The 20,275-nt window shown below is 59.0% G+C and carries 16 protein-coding genes and 1 other RNA gene; 12 read left to right on the forward strand and 5 right to left on the reverse strand.

Going from position 1 to position 20,275, the window contains the following annotated elements; genetic code table 11:
• On the forward strand, positions 1-379 hold a 379-nt coding region (locus tag QW379_09985), incomplete at its 5' end, for a zinc ribbon domain-containing protein (GenBank protein MEM2870724.1).
• A gap of 67 nt (positions 380-446) precedes the next feature.
• Here the strand turns inward: QW379_09985 and QW379_09990 are convergent.
• From QW379_09990 to QW379_10005, 4 genes are all read right to left on the reverse strand, one after another.
• Positions 447-1,169 carry a hypothetical protein gene (locus QW379_09990; protein MEM2870725.1) on the reverse strand — a complete coding sequence of 241 codons (723 nt, stop codon included), beginning with the start codon at positions 1,167-1,169 and terminating at the stop codon, positions 447-449.
• Between the two features lie 30 nt (positions 1,170-1,199).
• Positions 1,200-1,937, reverse strand: coding sequence for a hypothetical protein (locus QW379_09995; GenBank protein ID MEM2870726.1), 738 nt, complete (start codon positions 1,935-1,937; stop codon positions 1,200-1,202).
• 1 nt (position 1,938) lies between these two features.
• Positions 1,939-2,355, reverse strand: a complete 417-nt coding sequence (locus QW379_10000) for a hypothetical protein (GenBank protein ID MEM2870727.1) — start codon at positions 2,353-2,355, stop codon at positions 1,939-1,941.
• A 199-nt stretch (positions 2,356-2,554) separates the two neighbouring features.
• Positions 2,555-2,860 carry a hypothetical protein gene (locus QW379_10005; protein MEM2870728.1) on the reverse strand — a complete coding sequence of 102 codons (306 nt, stop codon included), beginning with the start codon at positions 2,858-2,860 and terminating at the stop codon, positions 2,555-2,557.
• A 127-nt stretch (positions 2,861-2,987) separates the two neighbouring features.
• Between QW379_10005 and ffs the strand changes: the two genes are divergently transcribed.
• The 11 genes from ffs (at position 2,988) to QW379_10060 (ending at position 19,411) form a co-directional block, all read left to right on the forward strand.
• Positions 2,988-3,312, forward strand: an RNA gene (gene ffs, locus QW379_10010) — signal recognition particle sRNA.
• Positions 3,313-3,444: 132 nt separating this feature from the next.
• Positions 3,445-5,028: a tetratricopeptide repeat protein gene (locus tag QW379_10015; protein ID MEM2870729.1), complete on the forward strand. Its 1,584-nt coding sequence runs from the start codon at positions 3,445-3,447 to the stop codon at positions 5,026-5,028.
• Entirely contained in the window at positions 5,025-5,789 is a 765-nt protein-coding gene (locus QW379_10020; protein MEM2870730.1) for a Sir2 family NAD-dependent protein deacetylase, read from the forward strand. The genes QW379_10015 and QW379_10020 overlap by 4 nt, the downstream gene beginning before the upstream one ends.
• A gap of 190 nt (positions 5,790-5,979) precedes the next feature.
• Positions 5,980-8,268 carry a DNA topoisomerase I gene (locus QW379_10025; GenBank protein MEM2870731.1) on the forward strand — a complete coding sequence of 763 codons (2,289 nt, stop codon included), beginning with the start codon at positions 5,980-5,982 and terminating at the stop codon, positions 8,266-8,268.
• Between the two features lie 107 nt (positions 8,269-8,375).
• Entirely contained in the window at positions 8,376-10,250 is a 1,875-nt protein-coding gene (locus tag QW379_10030) for a GNAT family N-acetyltransferase (protein ID MEM2870732.1), read from the forward strand.
• Between the two features lie 56 nt (positions 10,251-10,306).
• On the forward strand, positions 10,307-12,457 hold the full coding sequence (locus QW379_10035; GenBank protein ID MEM2870733.1) for an acetate--CoA ligase family protein: 2,151 nt from the start codon (positions 10,307-10,309) through the stop codon (positions 12,455-12,457).
• On the forward strand, positions 12,450-13,499 hold the full coding sequence (locus QW379_10040; GenBank protein MEM2870734.1) for an AAA family ATPase: 1,050 nt from the start codon (positions 12,450-12,452) through the stop codon (positions 13,497-13,499). Before QW379_10035 ends, QW379_10040 begins: the two co-directional genes overlap by 8 nt.
• Before the next feature lie 310 nt (positions 13,500-13,809).
• On the forward strand, positions 13,810-15,729 hold the full coding sequence (acs, locus tag QW379_10045; GenBank protein MEM2870735.1) for an acetate--CoA ligase: 1,920 nt from the start codon (positions 13,810-13,812) through the stop codon (positions 15,727-15,729).
• A gap of 168 nt (positions 15,730-15,897) precedes the next feature.
• Positions 15,898-17,235 (forward strand): OFA family MFS transporter, encoded by a 1,338-nt coding sequence (locus QW379_10050; protein MEM2870736.1) that lies wholly within the window; start codon positions 15,898-15,900, stop codon positions 17,233-17,235.
• Positions 17,236-17,302: 67 nt separating this feature from the next.
• On the forward strand, positions 17,303-18,235 hold the full coding sequence (gene rfbD / locus QW379_10055) for a dTDP-4-dehydrorhamnose reductase (GenBank protein MEM2870737.1): 933 nt from the start codon (positions 17,303-17,305) through the stop codon (positions 18,233-18,235).
• 102 nt (positions 18,236-18,337) lie between these two features.
• Positions 18,338-19,411: a glucose-1-phosphate thymidylyltransferase gene (locus tag QW379_10060; GenBank protein ID MEM2870738.1), complete on the forward strand. Its 1,074-nt coding sequence runs from the start codon at positions 18,338-18,340 to the stop codon at positions 19,409-19,411.
• Between the two features lie 98 nt (positions 19,412-19,509).
• On the opposite strand, the gene QW379_10065 is transcribed toward QW379_10060, so the two are convergent.
• The gene (locus QW379_10065; protein MEM2870739.1) at positions 19,510-19,983 is read right to left on the reverse strand and encodes a hypothetical protein; all 474 of its coding nucleotides are present in this window, start codon (positions 19,981-19,983) and stop codon (positions 19,510-19,512) included.
• Between the last annotated feature and the right edge of the window lie 292 nt (positions 19,984-20,275).

Consider the following 20,275-nt stretch of genomic DNA (forward strand, 5'->3'; position numbering starts at 1 on the left):
GGCCGCGAGGCCTTCTGAAGGGGACGAGCTTCTCGAGGACGCAAAGAAGCTCGTCGCCGAGGTCGAGGACGCGCTCGCGGAGCATCTCGAGAAGCACCCGGAGGGAGCGGCGCAAGTCTCGGCCGCAATGGAGAAGCTCGAGCTAGCTCGCGACTTCATAAAGGAAGGCGACGGGGAGGCGGCGATGCAGTTTGCGATGGAGGCGAGGGCGGCGCTGGGAGGAGTTGGGGGAGGGGTAGCGGGCCGGGCTGGGGGAGGACCCGCGGTTGCGGAGGGGCAAGCGAAAAGGCCGAGCGGCGGTCTAAGGTGCCCCTCGTGCGGCGAGGCGCTTGAGCCCGAGTGGACTCTCTGCCCAGCATGCGGCCACAGGACACGATAATAAAACTAAAGACCCTGACTCTTCCCTCTCTATCCTTCCGTCGGTTGGTTCAGAGCCCACACAAGCCTCATACAAAAACAATGACCATGCCCCAGCACAGGGCCGAGATAGTCATTGCCACAGGGTAGTAGAGCTTCTTCCGAATGGTCAACATGTCCATCTGTAGGAGGGGCGCGCTCGCGGCCTTGATTGCAAGTGGCAGAGCCGCTGCTCCAGTAATCGCCGCAAAGAATCCCCTGCCGAATATCAGTGGAAGGACTGCAACGAAGCTTGAGGGGTTGAATTCGTGGGGCGGTGCCACAATCGGGGTGAAGAACTGGGTGAACAAATATCCAGTCACGTATATCGCATAACCCGATAGCGCTCCAACCAGCGCGAGCGAATTGGTGTCGAGGAGGGGCGAGGAAGAGTTCTTGGCGATATTAAAGAGGGGACGGTTGAATATCAGCTCGAAGACCATACCTTCGGCGACTATTGCAAGCGCAGAGCATATCACGCATGTTCCTATCGGGGCCCAAAGCCTTATGAATCCAGCAACAACTCCTATTGCGAGCTGCATCATCGGAATACCATAGATTCTGCGGGAGAGGGCCATCAAGCCTAGGCCGAAGAATCCTGCGAGGACCGCTCCCATCGGGACGATTGATAAAGGACCCGGGATTTTCAAGGCCCCCAGAACGCACTCAAGCATCCCCCAGACAGATCCGAAAAGAACCACGCCCGCTAGAATCGCACCCCACTCGCCCTTTCCCATTCCATTCACCCCCGATTCCTCTTTTGCCTCGGCCATATCCAACATCCCTATAATTATTTTTTCGCATCATCCTGATGGTATCGCCTGGATTTCAATTAGTCCCGTTACATAATATTCAGCAGGGAGCGTTCCGAACACTGTCCTGTGGCCATCGAGCACGAGGGCGCCAGAGAGCATATCCCCCCAGCCCACTGTGATGTTATATCCATCGCCGGCTATTAAGGTGTAGGTGTGCTGGGCTTGCTTAGTTAGACCGCTGTGATTCACTATGTCACTCAGCCGCACGCCATTGAAGCCGTGGATGCTCACGCTTTCGAACATATTGTCGAATGGTTGCTCCCAGGTGTACTCCCTGCCGCACACTCGCAGTGTGTCCGTTTTTATCACCTGAATCTCAACAAGCCCCCTCACGCTGTACCGCTTCGGTAGTGATGGGAAAACCGTTTTAAGGGTGTTGTTCCCTCCTTCACCTACCCTTACAACAATGCCCTCCATCATGTCGTCCCATGTCACATTCTTCGCGTAGCCATCGGACGCAATGAGCCTGTACTGGTGGTTCCGGGGCATGGCCACGCCGGAGCTGTTTATGATGGCGCTGAGAGCAACGCCCTCCGTGCCGGATACAACTCTTTTCTCGAGTTTCTCCAAGCTCTCCCACCTCATCTCCCTGCCATTAACCATCAGCGCCGGCTCCGAGTGGCCTCCAGAGCCCCCCTCTTTTTTACTTGGTAGGAGAGCCAGCGCGAGAGCCAAAGCAACAACGACGACCGCCACCGCTCCCGCCGCCGCAATTGCCCTCCTCATTTCAAATCACCTCTATGGTTATTACATCCCGCACCCAGAAGCTCCTCGTCAGATTGGGAAACACGGTTTTCTTCTCTTCCTTTACCAGGTAGCCACACACCATATCGTCCCAGGAGAGCTCCTTCTGATATCCGTCCGACCCCCTGATTCTGTATCTGTGGTTCTCCGGATTGCTGAGGCCGGTGTCGTTGATGAGGTCGCTGAGTCTCACACCAATGTAGCTCTCGCCCCCGGCAGTGAAACGGACGGTGTTAAAACTCTGAAAGAGACGGTCCCAGTAGTAATCCTTCCCATTGACGACAACTTTGCCCGTGTCTCCTCTGGGCTGGAGGGTGAAATAGAAAGCGACGCCCGAACCGGCGAGCACGCTAAAAGCCAACAAGGCAAGAACCAGCCTCCATCGAGCTCGCACGTCCATATCTAATCCCTATAATCGTTATGTCCCGAAAAACATATCGGATTTATTAAGTTTTTGTCCTTCCTAACTTGAACTTGCCCGACGGCTGGGTGACGCTGGGCTCCGCGGCACCCGGAGTTCGCCGGTCCACCCGCGTCCTAGTTCTGAGAGGAATGCAGGACAGCGAAATTCTTGAGACTCCCTACAATTCTATCTTCAATCAACATCTTGAGCTCCTCTCCGCCTCGAGCTGATCCTGGCATCGCCTGAGGTCTCTTCTCAGAATGTTCAGCTCTTCCTCCTTATCTTCGACCATCTGCCTCGCTTTTGCTATCAGCTCCATGTACATTTTTTTCCAGTCCGTGTTGCTGTCAATCGTTGCCTGCATCAGTTTTGCGTCTAGGAACGGCCAGTACTCATTGCTCTTCACCCTGCCACAGTTGGGACAGACCCATTCCCGGTCCCCGGTCTCCGCGTTATACTCTTTGCGGCATTCTGGGTTGCCGCATATGATTATGATGCGCATGCCCCTCCCAACGTGGAAGCGCAGTGTGGTTTCATAAGAGTTTCTCACGGCCTTAAACAGAACGTCCACGCGAATCGAAAGGTTGAATAAGGCAGAAAGCCTCATATTGCCGGGGCCTCGGGGAAAGGCCACGGCTAGGCGGGGTGGTTGGCGTGCCCTCGCACCCGATAGGGTGCGCCGAAATCGTCAATACGCGGGCCGATGCCAAGGGCGGCGAATCCGGGTCCATGCAGGACCCCCGACCCAACTGTGATTCGCTGTCCCCCGGAGCTGGGCGGGGCCAGTTGGTCTGGCCGGAGGGCCGGGCGGCTGCCTCAGACCGCGGGGACCGGGTCAGGCACGGAAGTGAGCAGCCTCACCGCGGACGTCTGGCGTTCGGGCGGGTTGCGGTGATGAGGCGGGTCGGGAAAAGTCGGCAGGGGCTCCGGGCGCCCACCGCGGCTCGCCGTGGCCCTCAAACGGGGCCCCCCGGCTGGAGCGGTTTTCATCAAAGGGAGAATTCAGGTTTGCCCGGTGCAGGCGGTACCAAAAATTAGATTATTTGTGGCGGGAATGGTCGCTCTGAGTAAAAGGGGTTGTGTGTGATGGTCCGGGAGAGCAGCGGAAGTCTCCTTGAGAGTATATTCCCCAGAAAGAGGCTCCTTCACCTCACACTGCTCTGGCTCTATCTCCTCGGTCAACTCCTCCTTTTCTCTGCGTTCTTCACGAGCCTCGAGAGCAGCGTCTTTCCCCTGACCGGCCTCCTCATCCCCGTTTCAGCGGCTTCGGCAGGGGCCGTCTCGATCCAGCGCCGTCTCGCCGGCGAGGCCGGGCCCTCCATCCGTCTGCAGGAGCTCTGGATGTTCATCCATGGTGCGATAACCGCCATCCTTGGCCTGACCATTTTCATCGCCCTGGGCGCCCCTGGCGAAGGGGGATTAGTAGCCGTAACCCTGATCGTCATCATGTTGCTCTTTTCCGCGGCCACACTGCACTCTGGGTATTTCGACGCCCGCGCCGCCTTCCTAACCCCCCTGACTTTGGGCCTCTCTTGGCCTCTCTTGATCGTTCTCCAGATGAGCTTCAATGCTCTTTTACGTCCCTCCCCATGGGTCTTCGACACATTGGTGTTCTCATTGGCAGCCGCGGTTCTTCTGGCGATGCTCGCCCTGATATACATAAAATCAAAGAGGCCCGTCCCGGGGCGTTATAGCGCCGTCTGGGCCGGCGCGCTGACGATGGCGGCCATCGCGCCCCTCCATGAGCTCCTCGGCTTCTGGTCCAATAAAATGTATGGGGAGGTTGACAGGACGCTGGCTCTCACCGGGTTCCTGATTGCGGGTGCCTCCCTGCTCCATTTCGCGTTCAGGAGCCATTTCGCCATCAGCGTGGGTGCTGCCATCGGGGCCTCCTCCCGGACCCACCCAGAAGGCCGGGCTTGCGGGATTTGCGTCACCCCGCGCCCCAATGCAAACCGTGAAGAGACCCTGCAGGCTGTTGCGCTCAACGAGGAGGGGCTTGCGTGCATGAGGAGGGGCGAGCACGGGAGGGCGCTGGAGCGCTTCGAGAGGGCGCTGGAGCTCGACCCGAGGCTCGAGCCCATCTGGACCAATAGGGGTACCGCGCTTCTACGGGCCGGTTCGGTTCCCGACGCGATCCGGAGCTACAACAGGGCCCTTCAGCTCAATGATGCGTATCTTGCGGCCTGGATAAACGAGGGCCACGCCCTCATCGACTCCGGCGACCCCGAGGGCGCGCTCAAGTGCCTCGAACGGGCGCTCGCCCTAAATCCCTCCAGCGAGCTCGCCTGGAGCGAGAGAGGGGTGGCGCTGCGGAGACTTGGGCGGTCTAGAGAAGCTGAAGAAAGCTTCGGGCGCGCCCTCACGCTCAATCCAGGTCTTGCGATTGCGTGGAACAACCGGGGCAACGCCCTGATGGACCGGGGAATACTCGAGGAGGCGTTTCACTGCTATAACATTGCGACTATCATCGATCCCACCTATGACATCGCTTGGTACAATAAGGCCTGCGCCCTTCTGAAATCCGGAAGGGCTCAGGAGGCGCTCCGTTGCTTCGAGAGATCCATAACGGCCAGCCTCGAGAGGGTGATAGGAGCGGTGTCCAGCCCTTCCCCACCTGGGATTGAGGGCCTTTCCCGGTTCTACTCGCCCGGAGCTGTGGCGCTATGAATAGGGAGCTGAGCTTTCAGGAGAGGGTTACGCTCGCGGCAGAGTGGATAAGGGACTCCAGAAAGCTTGTGGTATTCACGGGTGCAGGAATAAGCACGGAGTCTGGAGTTCCAGACTACAGGGGACCCGATGGCGTCTGGACGAGGAGGGACAAGGGCCTCCCCCCTCCCCCCATGCCAAAACCGCCGTGGGAATGCGAGCCCAATCTGGGCCATTTTGCAATAGTGGAGCTTGAGAGGATGGGGAAGCTAGACCTTCTCATATCCCAGAACATTGACAACCTCCATCTTAAGTCCGGGATATCGCCCGAGAAGCTGGTCGAGCTACACGGCAACGCAACCCTCCTGAGATGCCTGGAGTGCGACAGGCTGGTGTCAAAGAGAGAAGCGGGATGGGACGACCGGAGGCACGGAAGGGGGTACAGGACCGACCCCCCTCTCCCTGGTCAGCCCCTTTGCTCTTGCGGCGGGAGGCTGATTTCCTCAGTGGTGAACTTCGGAGACCCGATGCCCCGCCGGGAGCTCGAGAGGGCCTATCGTCACTCCTCGAGCTGCGACCTTTTCATTGTCGTTGGCTCATCCCTCGTCGTCTCACCCGCCGCCGACATGCCCCTTTGCGCCCTACGGAGCGGCGCGAGGCTGGTTATCATCAACAAGGGCGACACACCTTTCGACGCCCTCGCGGACCTCCGCTTTTACGAGAGCGCGGGAAAGACCCTCAGTGCGATTCTCGATAAACTGCGCCTCCTAGAGACCCGATAGATCCGCGTGTTGCGGTTGGGAGTTCGGGAGGTTGGATTCAGCAATTAAGCCGTGGCCGTTACTCCAGTCACCACAGTATGCACGCACGCGCATAATGCAAAGGAACGTTCGATTAATGCTCCATAAACATTAAATAGAATTCTCCCTTCTGGCTCCCGCTGCCTATAGGACAGCTCCAAAAGGAATAGGCATGTCCACTCTGGTGATCTGCGAGAAGGACAATGCGGCGAGGCGCATTGCGGCCATTTTATCAGGTAACTCGGCCGAGCGGAGAATGCTGGACGGTGTCCCGATCTACAACTTCTCGAAGGACGGCACAGACTATATTGTCATCGGTCTGAAGGGGCACATCCTGACCCTAGACTACGACCAGAGGTACTCCCTCTGGCACAGAGTGAGGCCGAGGGAGCTGATAAACATCGAGCCGAAGAAGCGCGTCATCGCCCACAGCATAGTCACCGCCCTTCGAAAACTCGCCCCGGATGTGGACCGCGTGATCGTAGCAACGGACTATGACAGGGAAGGGGAGCTAATCGGTGTGGAAGCTCTGGAGAAACTTCGAGAATTTCGTGGGGACGTACCTGTCAAGAGGGCGCGCTTCAGCTCCCTCACCCCCAATGAGGTCCGGACCGCCTTCGCCAATCTGGGCGATGTCGACCACAGGCTCTCGGATTCGGCTCTTGCGCGCCAGCATGTCGACCTCGTCTGGGGCGCGACTCTGACCCGCTACCTATCCATCCTCACCGACAGAACGGGCAAGGACTTCCTGTCGGTCGGGAGGGTTCAGACGCCCACCCTCGCCCTGATTCTCGACCGAGAGGACGAGATTCGGAAATTCAAACCGGAGCCGTACTGGGAGGTCGAGGGCAATCTTGAGAAGAGCACAGGCGAGAGGTTCAGGGTGCGGTCGGCGAAAGAGCGCTACAGACAGAAAGAGGAAGCCGAGAGGGTTGTGGCCGCAGCAAGGAGCAGCACTACGGGCAGGGTGGTCGGTATTAGGGTCGAGAGGCGCAGGGAGAAGCCTCCGACTCCCCTCAACACCACCCAGTTTCTTGCGGTTGCCTCCACTCTGGGGTTCCAGCCGGCGAGGGCGATGAGCATCGCCGAGGACCTATACACCAGCGGCTACATAAGCTACCCGAGGACCGACAACACCGTCTATCCACCGAGTGAGAACCTGCGCGCGATACTGCAAACGCTCGCCCGACCCGGGAGCGATTTCGAGAAGGAGGCCGGCGAGCTTCTAAAGAAGGATAGGCTGACGCCCACACGGGGCAAGACTGAGGCAACCGACCACCCACCCATCCACCCCACGGACCTAGCGCAGAGGTCTGAGCTGAGCAGGGAGCAGTGGAAAATATATGAGCTGGTTGTGAGGCGCTTTTTCGCCACGCTGGCGGACGAAGCCGTCTCCGAAGTGACGAGCGCCACCGTTGACATCGGCGGGCAGCCCTTCCTTGCGCGGGGTCTGAGGGCGGTCGAGCCCGGCTGGAGGAAATACTACCCCTATGTGACGCTCAGGGAAGCCGCTCTGCCGCCGCTGGTGCAGGGGGAGATTGTGAGGGTGCTGAAAATCGACATGAAGGAGAAGCTGACCCAGCCGCCGAAGAGGTACACCCAGGGCGGCCTGATACAGGAGATGGAGAGCCTCGGGCTCGGGACGAAGGCGACCAGGCACGAGATAATCCAGAAGCTCTACGCCCGCGACTATGTGAAGGACAGAAGCCCCGTTCCCACAGAGACCGGCGAGGCCGTGACGAGGGCATTGCAGCGCTACGCCGAGCACATAACCCGACCCGACATGACCGCGGCCCTCGAGAGGGACATGGACCTGATAGCGGACGGGAAAAAGAGCGTGAGGGAGGTTGTCGAGGAGTCCCGGCGGATGCTCGCCGAGGTAATGGATGAGCTCGACAGAAATAAGGAGGCTATCGGTGAGGCCATCCGGGAGGCCCTACGGAGCCAGAACACCCTGGGCCCCTGCCCGAAATGCGGCACCGGTGAGTTGGTCGTGATGCGCTCCTGGAGGGGGAAGCGCTTCGCAGGCTGCTCGAATTATCCTAAATGCAGGAACTCCTTCCCCCTCCCCCAGCGCGGAAGGATTGAGGTCCTGCAGGAGAAATGCCCAGCATGTGGGCACCTCCAGGTCAACGTCCTTCACAGTAGGCGGAAGCCCTGGACGGTCTGTCTGAATGCCACGTGCCCGACTCGGGCGGAGCGTGAGAGAAAGAGAGGGGCGGAGGGAGAGACGCAGGGGGAGAAAGATAAGGAGGTGGGGGAGGTGGACGGGGGTGGGGCAGAGGGGGCGAGCAGCGGAGAGGGAGAGGAGGAGGAAGAAGATGCTGGGACTGGAAGTAGGGAGGCGTTCGGTGGCGGCGAGCGGGGCCGGGGGAACGGCCAGCAAAACGGTGGACAGGGGAGCATGAGCGACAGTGGGCCGTCGGAGAGCCCGGAGACTCCCCGGGGCCATCCGAATTAGCCGCTGGACGGTCTCCGGGAAAGTATTATTATGTGAGCGTCAATAGGGACAGCGTGTCAGGGGAGGGAGGCGGTGGCCTCGGCGACCAAGCTCGCCACGAGGCCCAACTGCGCGTTTTCAGGGAGAAATACCCAGAGAAATTCGCGCCCGAGGAGAGAGTCTTCAGCTTGATTCGACCGGGCGATAGAATCTTCATCGGCACTGGGTGTGGCGAGCCCCAGTACCTCGTTTCGGCACTTATAAAGTACGTGGAGGCCCACCCCAAGGCCTTCTTCGACGCCGAGGTCATCCACGTCTGGACGCTTGGGGTTGCGCCCTACGCTGACGAGAGGTTCAAAGAAAACTTCCGACACAACTCCTTTTTCATAGGCGAGAGCACAAGGGCCGCGGTCAACAGGGGCGACGCGGACTACACACCGATATTCCTATCCGCTGTTCCGGAGCTCTTCAGGAGGAAAATGGTGCCGGTGGACGTCGCTTTGGTCCAGGTCTCCCCGCCCGACGCCCACGGCCACATGAGCCTTGGAATCAGCGTTGACATCGTCAAAGCCGCAATAGAGAGTGCGGACCATGTGATTGCACAGGTCAACTCCTTCATGCCCCGGGTCCACGGCGACACATTCGTTAATATCAAGGACATCGACTACATCATCCACCACGACGAGCCCCTGATGGAGTACCATCCAGAGGTCTCGGACGAGATAGCGAGGAGCATCGGAAGATACGTTTCGAACCTGATTCGGGACGGCGACACGATTCAGGTCGGCTACGGCTCCCTTCCCAACGCGATACTCTCAAGCTTAGGTGAGAAGAAACACCTCGGAGTCCACACTGAGCTGCTCACGGACGGCATCGTGGAGCTGATGAAGGAGGGAGTGGTGGACAACTCGATGAAGACGATAGACCGCGGGAAGACCGTCGCCACCTTCTCCATGGGTAAGAGGAGCACTTACGAGTTCCTTCATGACAACCCCATCATCGAGTTCAGGCCGGTGGAGTATGTCAACAACCCAATGATTATCGCACAGAACAGGAACATGACCGCCATAAACAGCGCCCTCGAGATTGACCTGACGGGGCAGGCCACCGGAGACTCTCTCGGGAAAATATTCTATAGCGGGGTTGGCGGCCAGGCGGACTTCATGCGAGGTGCTGTGCTCTCGAAGGGTGGAAAAGCCATCCTGGCGCTCCAGTCCACGGCCGGCAACGGTGCATTCTCGAGAATCGTCCCCGTCCTCAAGGAGGGGGCGGGCGTGACGCTGACCAGGGGAGACATTCACTACGTCGTCACCGAGCACGGCATCGCCTACCTCCACGGCAAGAACATCCGCGAGAGGGCGATGGACCTGATCGCGATAGCCCATCCAAAATTCAGACCATGGCTGATTCAGGAGGCGAAGAAGCTCAACCTTATCTACAAGGACCAGGCATTCATACCCGGAAAGAGGGGGGAGTACCCGGAGCATCTGGAACTCCGGAGGACGACGAAGAAGGGCATCCAGATTCTGCTCAGACCAGTCAGAATTACGGACGAACCCTTGCTAAAGGACTTCTTCTACTCCCTCTCCGACAGGAGCATGTACAGGCGCTTCATCCAGGCCCGAAGGGACATGCCCCACGAGAGGCTGCAGGAGTTCGTTGTCATAGACTATACCCGTGAGATGGTACTGGTTGCGGTTGTCGAGAGCGAGGGCAGGGAGGAAATTGTGGGTGTCGGGCAGTATGGCATAGACGAGAGCAGGCACACTGCCGAGGTCGCTCTGGTCGTCAGGGACGATTACCAAGGGAAGGGCGTGGGGCGCGAGCTGCTCTCCTACCTCACCCTTCTGGCGAAGAGGCAGGGATTGCACGGGTTCACCGCGGAGGTTCTGGCGGACAACGCCCCTATGCTCTCTCTTTTTGAAAAGATGGGGTTCGAGATAGACAGGAGAACGCTAGGTGATGTCGTGGAGCTGAGGATGACCTTCGGGTCGAAAGGCTAGCCCCGCCCCGGAGCCATCCGGCAAAATACATCTATCCCGATTGTTATTCGGGTCCTGTGAGGGTCGTGAATTCAGAACCGGGCAGTAGCCTCGACCATCTGTTCGAACCGCGCGCGGTGGCTGTGATTGGAGCCTCGGAAAGCCCAGACAAAATCGGCCACAAGATTCTGGCCAACATCCTAAGCGGCGGTTACAGGGGAAAAGTGTATCCCATCAACCCGAAGGGAGGGCAGATACTCGGCCTCCAGTGCTACAGAACAATTCTGGATGTGCCTGGCGAGGTTGACCTTGCTGTCATCGCAATTCCCGCAGAGTTCGTTCCCGATGCAGTTCGGGATTGTGCGTCGAAGCGCGTTGGGTTCATCCCCATCATCACCTCAGGTTTCTCAGAGGTAGGCAGAATAGAGGAAGAGAGTAGCCTCATCAGAATCGCCCGTGAGGCCGGAATGAGGGTTCTGGGCCCGAACATCTTCGGCATCTACTCCGCACGCGCCTCTCTCAACGCCACGTTCGGACCAAGGAAGGTCCGGCCAGGGGGGGTTGCGATCGTGACCCAGAGCGGGGCCCTTGGCGTCGCGATGATGGGCAAGACCGCGCTCGAGGGGATGGGGCTCTCCGCCGTGGTTTCCGTGGGCAATAAGGCGGATCTTGACGAAAGCGAGCTCGTCGAGCATCTGGTGAGGCAGGAGGACACGAAACTGATACTTCTATATATCGAGGGCGTTAAAAACGGGGAAAGGCTCGTTGGGGTCCTGAGGCAAGCCACACGTAAGAAGCCTGTGGTGGTTATTAAGTCGGGGCGCTCGAGAAGGGGCGCCGCTGCGGCCGCCTCCCACACGGGCTCACTCGCAGGCTCGGACGAGGTTTTCGAGTGCATAATGAAGCAGTGCGGCGCCTTGCGCGCCGAAACGGTCGACGAGGCCCTTAGCTGGTGCAAGTTCCTCGCCCGCGCCGAGCCCACAGACATTGAGGAATCACTCATAATCACCAACGGCGGCGGCATCGGGGTTCTTGCAACGGACGCGTGCGAGAAGCACGCCGTTAAGCTATACGACGACCTCCCGGTTCTCAGGGAGGCCTTCGCGCCCCTGATGCCCTCATTCGGCTCTGTAAAGAACCCTGTCGACCTCACGGGACAGGCGGCCGCGGAACACTATAAAAAGGCTCTCGAGACTGCGCTGGGGATGGAAAGGGTCGGAGCAGTAATCTCACTATATTGCGAGACCGCGGTGCTCGACCCAGCCGAATTCGCCCCCATCCTGGAGGAGGCCTTCAGGAAATTCCAGGAGAAAAGGAGACCCCTCGTATTCTGCCTCTTTGGCGGGGAGTCAACGGAGCGGGTGATTGCGGAACTACGCGCACGAGACGTCCCTGTTTTCACCGACCCATATGAAGCGGTTTCTTGCGTCGGTGCCCTTTATAAATACTCACGAGGCCTGTCCGCTCCTCAGGAGACCCCTGAAAGGCCGACGATAAAGATAAATCGAATTCGGGAAACGGTGGCGGCCGCGGCGGCCGATGGGCGGCGCTTCCTCTACGCTCTAGAGGCAAGAAGGGTGATGGAGGCCGCGGGCATCCCGATGCCAAAGAGCTCCACCGTCTGGAGCGTTGAGGAGGCGGTGAGGGCGGCGAAGAGAATCGGATTTCCTGTAGCGATGAAGATAGTTTCGAGGGACATTCTGCACAAGAGCGACGTTGGTGGGGTGGCTCTGGACCTAGAGAACGAGACAGAGGTCGTCGAGGCCTACGAGGCTATATTGCATAGCTGTCGGACCCGCGCGCCCAAAGCAGTCATTGAAGGAATGGAGGTCGTGGAAATGGTGCCACCCGGCGTGGAGCTCATCGTGGGCGCGAGAAGGGACCCATCCTTTGGTCCGGTGGTGATGTCGGGGCTGGGAGGAGTCTATGTAGAAGTCATGAGGGACGTCTCCTTCCGCGCTCTGCCGATGAGCAGGAGGCAGGGGCTCTCGATGATAAAGGACACGAAGGCCTATACCCTCCTGCTCGGGGTGAGGGGAGAGGAGAGGAAGGATATCGAGGGCGCGATGGACGTTCTTCTCAGAGTGGGCGAGATTCTCCAGAGCTGCCCAATGATATCGGACATAGAAGTCAACCCGCTTAGGGTCTATCCCAAAGGGACCAGAGCGGTCGACGTCAGAATTCTTATTTCAAAATCGCAGGAGGAAGGGGGTGCTGCTCATGAGTAGGCTGGTTGTGGCTTCTATGGAAAAAGGGGCTGGAAAGACGAGCGTCCTGGTCGGGCTGGCCCGTGCCACTGGCCGAAGCTTCGGGTACATGAAGCCATTCGGTGAGAGGCTTGTCTACCTGAAGAAGAGGGTATGGGACTACGATGCCGCTCTCATGGCCGGCCTTTTCGGCCTCAGGGAGAACCCGGAGGACATGACGCTCGGGTTCGGCCAGTCCAAACTGCGGTACATGTACGACGAGGAGACCCGCCGGCACAAGCTTCTCGAAATGGCATCGAAAATCGGGAGGGACAAGGAGCTCTTGCTCATCGAGGGCGGCGCGGGATTAAGGCACGGGGGTTCCGTGGGCTTGGATCCCGTGTCAGTTGCGAAGACCCTCGACGCAAGGCTGGTCGTGCTCGCCTCTGGCAACGAGGACTCTGTGATGGACGACCTCTATTTTCTGAGGCGCAGATTGGATCTAGGGGGCGTGAGGCTGGCCGGCATTATAATAAACAAGGTCCAGTCCCCCAGCGATTTCAGGGAGGCCTGCATGGAAGACCTGAAGGGGCTGAATGTGCCTGTGCTCGGCATCGTGCCGTATGAGAAGGAGCTGACATACATCTCGGTGAGGCAGCTAGCGGAGAGGCTTTTCGCCAAGGTGATCACGGGCGAGGAGGGTATGGGGAGACCGATTAGGCATATCTTCGTGGGGGCCATGTCCGCCGACCCGGCTCATAGGAACACGCTGATTAACATCATTAATAAAGAGAAAAAGCTCATCATCACCAGCGGCGACAGGTCCGACATGATACTCGCCGCGCTCGAGAGCGACACATCCTGCATACTCCTGACCAACAACATCCTTCCACCGTCGAGCATAATATCAAAGGCGGCGGAGAGGGGCGTCACGATGCTCCTCGTCCCGCAGGACACTTACACCGTGACCGCCCAGATCGACGACATCGAGCCCCTGCTGACGAAGGAGGACGCAGCCAGAGTGGAACTGGTCGAAAGGCTGATGAAGCAGCACGTGAATCTGGCGGAGCTGGCAGGGCTGTGAGCGCGGTTCCGGACCGCTGCAAAGCCTTACTGTTGGAGAAGGGCATGGAAATCGCCCCTCCCCGGCCTTCTGTATTATCATGAGCCCTAGAAACCCCATAATCGTGAACGGATTGCTTTCGGATGCCGGCGTGGTATCGCGGCGGCTGTTGAGAGTGCTACGAACTAGCAGGCACATAGGTAAATCTTATTAAACAAGAATCATTATGCGCTCCCAGACCGGAGCAGAGACCTTCGGTAGGAAGAGGTGAGGGAACCCGTGGTTCCGCCCGAGTGCGGTGCAGTAGTCTAGCAAAATGGGGGAGAGACATATGGAGGAAAAGAAGTTCTATCCGTTCCAGAGCTACATGAGGATGCGGGAAGATGCCCTTAGGGATATTGAGAAGTTCTGGGCAGAAATGGCGAGGAATATTCCCTGGTTCAGGCAGTGGAACAAAACACTAGAATGGAACGAACCATTCGCTAGGTGGTTCATTGGCGGTACAACAAACGCCTCCTACGCCTGCCTTGATGTTCATGTTAAAGGCCCGGAGAAGAACAAGGTGGCCTACTACTGGGAAGATGAGCTGGGGAACACGAGAACCTACAGCTACCTCCAGCTATACAAAGAGGTGAACAGGCTAGCCTCCGCTCTCAGGAAGCTGGGCGTTAGAAAGGGCGACTATGTGATGATCTACCTGCCGATGATTCCCGAACTGCCGATAACTATGCTCGCGGCAGCGAGAATTGGGGCGCCCCACTCTGTCGTGTTCTCTGGCTTCAGCAGCCAGGCGCTCGCGGACAGGCTGCTGGACACTGGGGCAAAGATTCTCGTGACGGCGGATGTGGGCCTGAGAAGGGGGAAGTATCTCCCCCTCAAACCCATCGTGGATGAAGCGCTCAAGCAGTGCCCGGAGGTAAAGACCGTTGTCGTCGTAAAGCGGGGTCAGCAGGAGCCTCCCATGCAGCCCGGGCGGGATGTGTACTACCATGATGTGATGAAAAACACGGAGCCCTACGTGGCTCCAGAGGAGATGGAGGCCACGGAGCCCCTCTTCGCCCTCTACACGTCGGGCACGACGGGAAAGCCCAAGGGCATTGTCCACTCTACCGGCGGATACCTTGTCTACAGCCACGCGACATTCAAATGGGTGTTCAACCCCCAGCCCGATACAATATATTGGTGCACGGCGGACATCGGCTGGATAACCGGCCACACCTACATCGTCTACGCCCCGCTGCTCCACGGGGTCACGAGCTTCATGTTCGAGGGCTCCCCGGACTACCCGGCCATAGACAGGTGGTGGGAGCTCATCGAGAAGTATGGAATCACGATATTCTACACCTCACCAACTGCGCTGAGGATGTTCATGCGCTTCGGGGACGAGCCGGTGAAGAAGCACGACCTGAGCAGCCTTAGGCTTCTAGGCTCCGTCGGCGAGCCGATAAACCCGGAGGTCTGGGAGTGGTACTATCACGTGATCGGCGGCGAAAGGTGTCCGATTGTGGACACCTGGTGGCAGACCGAAACGGGGGGCATCCTGATATCGCCCGCGCCGGGAGAGGCCCTCGTCCCGCTCAAGCCCGGCTCCGCAACATTCCCGCTTCCGGGCATAGACGCTGCTGTGGTCGACGAGAACGGGAAGGAGCTTGAGGATGGGAACCGTGGTTTCCTCGTCATCAGGAAGCCCTGGCCGGGGATGCTGATGACCATTCACAAAGACCCCCAGAGGTACAAGGACGTCTACTGGTCTCGGTTCAAGGGCATGTATCTGGCCGGCGACTACGCCATCAGAGACAAAGAGGGCTACATGTGGCTCCTCGGGAGGGCGGACGAGACCCTCAAGGTAGCCGGCCATAGAATCGGAACCGCGGAGGTGGAGAGCGCCGCCGTCGCGCTGCCCTTCATTGCGGAGGCGGCAGTGGTCGGTGTTCCGGACCAGATAAAGGGCGAGAGCATCGTACTCTTTGCGATTCTCAAGCACGGCTACACGCCCAGCGAAGAGCTGCGAAAGAAGGTGAGGGACGGAATTCGCCAGCAGGTCGGGGCCTTTGCGGCGCCACAGGAGATTCACTTCGTGCCCAAGCTGCCAAAGACCCGCTCGGGAAAAATCATGAGGCGGATACTTAAGGCGCTCGCGACCGGCTCAGGTATAGGCGACGTCACCACTCTGGAGGACGCAACTTCGGTTGAAGAGATAAAGAAGACCTACGAGGAGATGAAAGCCCACGTGGAAGCCTCCAGGAAGTGAGGGCACGATTCTTGGTGCTCGTCCATCCCGGCGAATCTCCTCGCGATTAGCGCCCGTAGGAGCCAGTCTCACAGCCCCAACCATCTACCCGACTCCCGCGGCCCGGGGGGTACGCGTGCGCTCACGCTCTTTGAAACTCGACTTGCAGTCGAACGGAAGGTGGGGTTAATGAGCAAGGGGGCCACTAGGGAGGGACTGGGGACGGTGTTCGGCATGAGGCCGGAAACCGGCCGCTGGGTGTATGTTGCCCTCGGCCTCATTATGAACGTTTGCCTCGGAACCGTCTACGCTTGGAGCGTCTTCACAAAGGATTTAAAGGACTTCTTTGCCGCCGGCGGCCAGAGCCTCAGCGCGACGCAGCTCAACACCCCCTTCCTCGTTTTCCTCGCATTCTTCTCCATCTTGATGCCTGTGGCGGGGAAGCTCTTCAATAGGCTCAACCCGAAGCTGGTCATGCTCCTCGGTGGGGTTGCGGTGGGCGCGGGCTGGCTGCTCGCGGGCTACGCGATATACGACGTCGTATCCTTGGGCGCCGCCGCCTTCCCGCTCCTTGTCGTCGCCTATGGGGTCATTGCCGGTAGCGGTGTGGGTGTGGTCTACGGGGGCCCCATCGCAACATCAACGAGGTGGTTCCCAGACAGGAAGGGACTAGCGGTAGGGCTGACCGTCCTCGGGTTCGGAGTCTCGGCGGCCATAACCGCGCCCTTGGCGAGCTTTCTCATATCGGCCTACACGGTTCCAATGGCGTTCATGATTCTCGGCGCTCTCTTCTTTATACTACTTGTCATTCTCTCCTTGCTGATGAGATTCCCTCCGGCCGGGTGGACGCCCGCCGGCTGGAAACCCTCCGCCGCCACCGTCCCGGCGAGGGACCTGACCACCGCCCAGATGCTCCGCACGGGCAGCTTCTACGCTCTTTGGTTCTGCTTCATCGTCGGCAGCTTGGCGGGCCTGATGGCGATAGGGGTATCAAAGACAATAGGCACCGACTACGTGGGGCTTGAGCCGGCGACCGCCACCATGGCCGTCTCGCTCTTCGCCCTTCCCAACGGTGTTGGGCGCCCTCTCTTCGGCTGGCTCACCGACAGACTCACGCCTCGCTATGCCGCCGTGGTGTCGTTTGTACTCGTGATTCTTGGCGGCGTCGTGATGATTCCTGCCCAGGAGGGCAGCGGTTTGGCCGAGGGTGCCCGGCTGGCTCTCTTCCTCGCAGGCTTCTCCTGCCTTTGGATGACGCTTGGAGGCTGGCTGGCAATCGCCCCCACGACCACCTCCACTTTCTTCGGGCTGAAGAACCAGCCGAACAACTACGGGGTTGTTTTCTCGTCCTATGGAATCGGCGCCATCGCGGGCAACCTCTTGTCTGGATACGTCAGGGACGAGCTGAAGAACTACCTCTACATATTCTATCCGATAATCGCACTAGCGCTCATCGGGATTATCGTCGCGCTCGTGGGCATGAGGCCCCCCAAAACGGGTGAGGGTGCGAGGAGCGGCGGAGGGTAGGTGTCGCTGAGTCGCCTCTAAAGGAGCGGGCCGACTCATTTATAAACCCCCGACCATTCGGATATGGATGGCACAGGAAAGGGTCTTGGTTCTGGGGGCCGGTCTGCTGGGCTCCCGTCTGGTCAGGCTGGCGTCCGGAAAGTACGAGGTCCATGTTGCCGATCTGGACGAGTCCTTGGCCAGCGACACGGGCTTTTTCCACAAGCTCGACATCACCGACAGACTCGCACTTGAGGAGCTTGTGCTCTCTCTCAAGCCATCGGCGGTCTTCCACACCGCCGCCCTGACGAACGTGGACAGATGCGAGGTCGAGCCCTCGCTCGCAATGAGGGTCAACGCCGTCGCCACTGGCCATGTGGCCATAGCCTGTGCGAAGGCCAGGGCCTTCCTCTGCTACATTTCCACAGACTATGTCTTCGACGGTCAGAGAGGGATGTACAGGGAGACGGATAGGCCAAACCCTCTCAGCGTATACGGGCGCTCCAAGCTCACCGGCGAGAACGACGTCGAGTGCCTTGGAAAGCGCTGGCCCTGGTTGATAGCGAGGTCGTCGGTTCTCTACGGGGCGTTCAGAAAGCGCTTCAACTTCGCAACGTGGATAATCGATGAGTTGAGGGCCGGAAGAGAGATAAGGGTGGTCACCGACCAGTTCGCCAGCCCCACTCTAGCGGACGACTTGGCCGACGCCTGCCTTAGGCTCTGGGAGAAGGGGGGCCGGGGAATCTTCCATGTGGCCGGGAGGGAGCGCATAAGCCGCTACGACTTTGCCGTCAAGGTCTGCGAGGTCTTCGGCCTCGACCGCTCGCTGGTGCGACCCATAACGACGGCCGAGCTCAGGCAGAGGGCTCGAAGGCCCCCGGACTCGTCTCTCGACGTCTCTAAGGTCGAGGCTTTCCTCGGCCGAAAAATGCTGGACGTGCGAGAGGGTCTTGAGAGGATGAAGGAGGAGGAGAGGGCTTCACCGCCGGGGGAGAGAGGCCCGTCGTCCAGAACCGTCTGAGGACATGGGCCGCCGCAGGAGGGGCGCGTGAGAGCGGTCCGGGGAAGCCTTGGGGGCTCAGGTTTTATATTCAGGTTGGTGTTTCTCGGTTCGGTCGCTGGAATGAAGGGACTCATACTCTCTGGTGGCAGGGGAACCCGCCTCAGGCCACTGACGCACACGGGGCCCAAGCAGCTGATACCGATAGCCAACAAGCCCAACATATTGTACTGCCTGGAAGACCTCAGGGACGCCGGCATTACGGACATCGGTGTGATTCTGGGCGATGTGATGCCCGAGAAGGTTCGCGAGCTACTAGGCGATGGAAGCGCTTGGGGCGTGAAACTGACATACATAGTTCAGGGCGAGCCGAAGGGAATCGCCCACGCGGTCGGCTGCGCGCAGGAGTTCATGGGCAGCGAGCCGTTCGTGGTCTATCTCGGGGACAATGTCTTGAAGGGCGGGATAAAGAGAATGGTGGAGGAGTTCGAGAGGGAGGGGTACGATGCTCTGGTGGCCCTGAGCAGGGTCCCCGACCCGCAGAGGTTCGGCGTCGCGGAGCTCGATGAGAAAGGAAATATTATCCGGCTCGTGGAGAAGCCGAAGGAGCCGAAGAGCGATCTGGCTCTGGTGGGAATCTACTTCTTCAGGAGTTCGATTTTCGATATGATAAAGGAGCTGAAGCCCTCCTGGCGTAACGAGCTTGAGATAACGGATGCCATCGATATGCTGGTCCAGAGGAAGTACCGGGTCCGCGCCCATATAGTCACCGGATGGTGGAAGGACACGGGCAAGCCCGAGGACATTCTAGAGGTAAACCACCTGATTCTCGACGACCTGCAGCCTTACAATAAGGGAACGCTGGAAAAGGATGTAATTATTAAGGGAAGGGTGGGCATCGGGGAGGGGACGAGGGTGCTGGCCGGGACCGTGATAAGGGGGCCCGTGGTGATAGGGAGGAATTGCACGATCGGTCCGAACACGTACATTGGGCCCTACACGTCAATAGGCGACGGAACGGTGATAGAGGGGGGGGAGATAGAGGCCAGCATCGTAGTTGGCGAGTGTAAAATCTCCTGCGGAAGAAAAATCGTGGACAGCCTGATAGGAAGGGGGTGCAGCATTCTTCCGGCGAACAGGGAGAGGCCGGAGGGCGTCAGGCTGGTCGTCGGGGAGAACTCGGTGCTCAAGATATAGTGGGGCTGGGCGATCCCCCCGCTCCCGCCCGAGAGCGGGGCATCGGGGGCGCTACGGCAATATGCTGGGGAGGGACGCCCCCGGAATATCCCCTGGAATCACTTCAAGAGCTTCTTCAGCCTCCGGAACTCCTTCTCCGAGATATAGACCCCGGAGCGGAGGAAATGCTCAATGCTCCGTCCCGGATGGTGCTTCATGAGGCTCTCTTTCAGCGCTTCCTGAAAAGTCTTTCTGGAGAGCCTGAGCTTTTTCACGACCTTCCCCTTCGGGTCGATTGAGACCACGCTGTGGTAGATTCTGCGCTTCCCGTCTGGGCCGGGTAGGCTGAAGAACGTACCCTGGACGGATGAGCGGACCGGCGCATACCCGGCTAAATAGATGTCTCTGTCCCGGCTTCTCTTATAAATCCACACCACTGTGTCCCCCTTCTTCACGGGTTTGTTGCTCTTTGTGTAAAAAAGATCCTTTCCATGGAGGGGAGGCTCGGCCAGCTCGTGTTTAGAGAGCCAATCTACGAACTCCGATGCGTCTAAAAACTCGTCCGAGGTCAGCGTGAGGAGGTATTTCGCCATCCCATCACCGACCCCTGTAATCGGCAGCTCCGATTTTAATCCTTCCGGAGGCCCGAGTTCCCGCGCGGGTACCCCCATTTCCTATGGAAACGACAGCCCAGTTAGTCGGCCTTTAGACTCCATCCGCCCTATAATAGAGCACTAGAATCGCATTTTATGAGAATCCGCCGTAGAATTTCCAGAATCGCTCAGCGCTTGCGCTGGGCCTCTGCTCTGACTGGAGCGGGAGAACCCGCTATGGACGTATTCTCAGGGGCTTGAGTATGCCCAGAACCGTCTCCAGCTTCAGAAC

It is taken from the genome of Thermoplasmata archaeon (genome assembly GCA_038851035.1).
GTDB lineage: Archaea > Thermoplasmatota > DTKX01 > VGTL01 > VGTL01 > JAWCLH01.

Excerpts from the sequence above, each read along its gene's own strand:
- QW379_09990 (MEM2870725.1), bottom strand. The coding sequence starts at position 1,169 with ATGGCCGAGGCAAAAGAGGAATCGGGGGTGAATGGAATGGGAAAGGGC.
- QW379_10025 (MEM2870731.1), top strand. The coding sequence starts at position 5,980 with ATGTCCACTCTGGTGATCTGCGAGAAGGACAATGCGGCGAGGCGCATT.
- QW379_10005 (MEM2870728.1), bottom strand. The coding sequence starts at position 2,860 with ATGCGCATCATAATCATATGCGGCAACCCAGAATGCCGCAAAGAGTAT.
- QW379_10060 (MEM2870738.1), top strand. The coding sequence starts at position 18,338 with ATGAAGGGACTCATACTCTCTGGTGGCAGGGGAACCCGCCTCAGGCCA.
- rfbD (MEM2870737.1), top strand. The coding sequence starts at position 17,303 with ATGGCACAGGAAAGGGTCTTGGTTCTGGGGGCCGGTCTGCTGGGCTCC.
- QW379_10020 (MEM2870730.1), top strand. The coding sequence starts at position 5,025 with ATGAATAGGGAGCTGAGCTTTCAGGAGAGGGTTACGCTCGCGGCAGAG.
- QW379_10000 (MEM2870727.1), bottom strand. The coding sequence starts at position 2,355 with ATGGACGTGCGAGCTCGATGGAGGCTGGTTCTTGCCTTGTTGGCTTTT.
- QW379_10065 (MEM2870739.1), bottom strand. The coding sequence starts at position 19,983 with ATGGCGAAATACCTCCTCACGCTGACCTCGGACGAGTTTTTAGACGCA.
- QW379_09995 (MEM2870726.1), bottom strand. The coding sequence starts at position 1,937 with ATGAGGAGGGCAATTGCGGCGGCGGGAGCGGTGGCGGTCGTCGTTGTT.
- QW379_10050 (MEM2870736.1), top strand. The coding sequence starts at position 15,898 with ATGAGCAAGGGGGCCACTAGGGAGGGACTGGGGACGGTGTTCGGCATG.
- QW379_10015 (MEM2870729.1), top strand. The coding sequence starts at position 3,445 with ATGGTCCGGGAGAGCAGCGGAAGTCTCCTTGAGAGTATATTCCCCAGA.
- acs (MEM2870735.1), top strand. The coding sequence starts at position 13,810 with ATGGAGGAAAAGAAGTTCTATCCGTTCCAGAGCTACATGAGGATGCGG.
- QW379_10040 (MEM2870734.1), top strand. The coding sequence starts at position 12,450 with ATGAGTAGGCTGGTTGTGGCTTCTATGGAAAAAGGGGCTGGAAAGACG.